Genomic DNA, 2,500 nt, shown 5'->3' on the forward strand with positions numbered 1-2,500 from the left:
AGAGCGCCCTGAGAGCGGTTTCACGCCGACTCAACGCCGGTTTGCGGTTCGCGGCGGGCGCCATCAATGACTTAGCCGGCCTCGCAGGCCGCTTAAACCGAAACTTCGGCGCCCGGCGGCGGGGTCAGCCGCCAACGCCTACTGAAGTGGGCGCCTCGCATCTCGACGGACGTCGTGCATCTTCGCGAGAAGCGTCAAGGCGGGCTCGCCCGCCGCTAAACGTGGTCGGGCGGATGAGCGGTCAAGCTTTCCAGCGGAACAGGGGCCACCTGGATCCGGGTGACTTTCGCTGCCTCGCGGGCGCCCAGGGCGGCGCTGCGACCGCGAGGGCAATTTTTTTGACGCGTTGGAGTCTGACGAAATCGCTCGGATCCCGAGCGCCAACCGCACAACGAAAAATGGCCTCCCGAGGGAGGCCATTAGATCTTGGGTGCGGGGACAGGATTTGAACCTGTGACCTTCAGGTTATGAGCCTGACGAGCTACCGGGCTGCTCCACCCCGCGGCAGAGGTGATTATCGTTTGGGTAGGGTTATGGACTTTTGTGCATCCTTTTAGCGGACCTGGCGACGACCTACTCTCCCGCGCCTTGAGACGAAGTACCATTGGCCCTGGGGGACTTAACGACCGAGTTCGGAATGGGATCGGGTGGGGAACCCCCGGCATAGCCACCAGGTCAGCAAAAAGGATGCATGATCACTCCCTGTTTTGGAGTGATGTTGTTGAAGAAGACATCATATGTCTGAGCGCATTGCGCATTTGCATAGGTTTGGCTGAAGAACGATCAAGCCGATCGAGCTATTAGTACCAGTAAGCTACACGCCTCGCGGCGCTTCCACACCTGGCCTATCAACGTGGTGGTCTACCACGGCTCTCAGCGAGACCTTGTTTTGAGGTTAGTTTCCCGCTTAGATGCTTTCAGCGGTTATCTATTCCACACTTAGCTACCCTGCTGCACAGCTGGCGCCATGACAGGTCCACCAGAGGTGTGTCCATCCCGGTCCTCTCGTACTAGGGACAGATCCTCTCAAGTCTCGTACACCCACGGCAGATAGGGACCAAACTGTCTCACGACGTTCTGAACCCAGCTCACGTACCACTTTAATCGGCGAACAGCCGAACCCTTGGGACCTGCTCCAGCCCCAGGATGTGATGAGCCGACATCGAGGTGCCAAACTTTGCCGTCGATATGGACTCTTGGGCAAAATCAGCCTGTTATCCCTAGAGTACCTTTTATTCGTTGAGCGATGGCCCTTCCACGCAGGACCACCGGATCACTATGGCCGACTTTCGTCTCTGCTCGACTTGTCAGTCTCGCAGTCAGGCGGGCTTATGCCATTGCACTCGACGACCGATTTCCGACCGGTCTGAGCCCACCATCGCGCGCCTCCGTTACACTTTGGGAGGCGACCGCCCCAGTCAAACTGCCCGCCACGCCATGTCCCGGACCCGGATAACGGGCCGCGGTTAGACGTCAACAACAATAAGGGTGGTATTTCAAGGATGGCTCCACTCGGACTGGCGCCCAAGTTTCATAGCCTCCCACCTATCCTACACATGTTGTTGCTAACGCCAAGGCGAAGCTGCAGTAAAGGTTCATAGGGTCTTTCCGTCTGACCGCGGGAACCCCGCATCTTCACGGGGAATTCAATTTCGCTGAGCCCATGCTGGAGACAGTGGGGAAGTCGTTACGCCATTCGTGCAGGTCGGAACTTACCCGACAAGGAATTTCGCTACCTTAGGACCGTTATAGTTACGGCCGCCGTTTACCGGGGCTTCAATTCGCAGCTTGCACCACTCCTTTTAACCTTCCGGCACCGGGCAGGCGTCAGACCCTATACGTCGCCTTGCGGCTTCGCAGAGCCCTGTGTTTTTGATAAACAGTCGCTACCCCCTGGCCTGTGCCACTCTACTCTGGTTGCCCAAAGCAGAGTCACGCTTATCCCGAAGTTACGCGTGCAATTTGCCGAGTTCCTTCAGCATGGTTCTCTCAAGCGCCTTGGTATACTCTACCTGCCCACCTGTGTCGGTTTCGGGTACGGTCTCCGTTGGAGTTATTTCCAGGGACCTGTTCACTGCCCGGAGCAATCCAATAAGCCCAGACAATTTACCAGATCCGTCACTTCCAACTGGTTCAGGAATATTCACCTGATTCCCATCGACTACGCCTTTCGGCCTCGCCTTAGGGGCCGACTAACCCTGCGCAGATTAGCTTTACGCAGGAACCCTTGGGCTTTCGGCGAGAGTGTCTCTCACACTCTTTATCGCTACTCATGTCAGCATTCTCACTTCCGATACCTCCAGCAAGGCTCACGCCTCACCTTCACCGGCTTACGGAACGCTCCGCTACCGCTTGCACAAAGTGCAAACCCATACCTTCGGCGTCTGGCTTGAGCCCCGTTACATTTTCCGCGCAGGTTCGCTTGACCAGTGAGCTGTTACGCTTTCTTTAAATGATGGCTGCTTCTAAGCCAACATCCTGGTTGTCAAAGCAAACCCAC

Annotated in this window: 1 tRNA gene and 2 rRNA genes (1 of these 3 cut by a window edge); all 3 read right to left on the reverse strand. The window is 56.8% G+C overall.

The features are described 5' to 3' along the window. Nucleotides 1-427 precede the first annotated feature (427 nt). Nucleotides 428-504 (reverse strand) — tRNA-Met (locus tag ACP696_RS11845). Between the two features lie 56 nt (nucleotides 505-560). Next, a 5S ribosomal RNA gene (gene rrf, locus ACP696_RS11850) occupies nucleotides 561-675 on the reverse strand. A 104-nt stretch (nucleotides 676-779) separates the two neighbouring features. Beyond that, nucleotides 780-2,500: ribosomal RNA gene (locus ACP696_RS11855) — 23S ribosomal RNA — on the reverse strand (it continues 1,068 nt past the right edge of the window).

It is taken from the genome of Caulobacter sp. DWR3-1-2 (assembly GCF_049896225.1).
Lineage (GTDB): Bacteria > Pseudomonadota > Alphaproteobacteria > Caulobacterales > Caulobacteraceae > Caulobacter.